Origin of the sequence: Pseudonocardia sp. SID8383 (assembly GCF_009864975.1) — a bacterium.
In the GTDB taxonomy this organism is placed as follows: domain Bacteria; phylum Actinomycetota; class Actinomycetes; order Mycobacteriales; family Pseudonocardiaceae; genus Pseudonocardia; species Pseudonocardia alni.
Genome location: NZ_WWFY01000030.1, coordinates 1 through 756, shown reverse-complemented (window position 1 = coordinate 756; position 756 = coordinate 1). Strand labels below are relative to the sequence as shown.

Sequence of the window (756 nt, the reverse complement as noted above, 5' to 3'; positions counted from 1 at the left end):
GCGTGCCCACGGCAGGCCCGCACCCGCGCCGGGGCATCGCCGGGCCTGACCTCCGACGGGGCCGTGCGACCGCCCCGACGGTGGTGGGTGGGGGCCGAGTCGGCCGGGGTCGGCGGTCCCGAATCCGCCGGCCCCGGCCGGGGCGACCACCCGTCCGCTCCCCAGCGACGGGTGGTGGGTCCTCGGGGTGCGTGGCCCGCGACGAGGCGGGTGCGTGCCGGTGGGAGGCCGGCGGCTCACGCGAGGTGATGTATATCACGCGGAACGGCCGGATTGGTCCGGTTTCCCCGAACCGGGCGACGGTATCGATCAAGCCGTCCGTGTGCGTGTAGACCCCGGAGCACCGGGAAGGCCGCGGGTGTCCGGGCCCGGGCGGGCCCGGCGCGGCGAGGAGGCGGACGTGGCGGGGCAGACGGCGATCGGACTGGCGGTCGAGACGGCGGGACCGGGGGTGCGGCTGGTCCGGGTGTCCGGGCGGCTGGACCGTGCGGGAGTGGAGGCGCTGGCGCGGATGCTCGACGCGCAGGCGCGGTGCGGCCGGACCCCGGGACACGTCGTCGTCGACCTCTCCGGGGTCAACGCCTTCGACGGTCCCGCCACCGAGCGGCTCGGTGCGGTCGTCGCCCGCTCGCGTGCCGACGGCGTGCGGCTGCACCTGGCCGGATGCGGCGGCCGGGCGGAGCTGCTGCCGCTGCGCGCCCGCCAGGTCCTGCAGCGCTGCAGTGCCTTCCCCTCCGCCGAGGTCGCCGTCCGGAC

At 78.0% G+C, this 756-nt stretch carries 1 protein-coding gene; it reads left to right on the top strand.

Annotated elements, in window-relative coordinates:
- Positions 1–400: 400 nt before the first annotated feature.
- A partial coding sequence (locus tag GTW08_RS00710) for an STAS domain-containing protein (RefSeq protein ID WP_161151251.1) occupies positions 401–756 on the top strand: 356 nt, incomplete at its 3' end.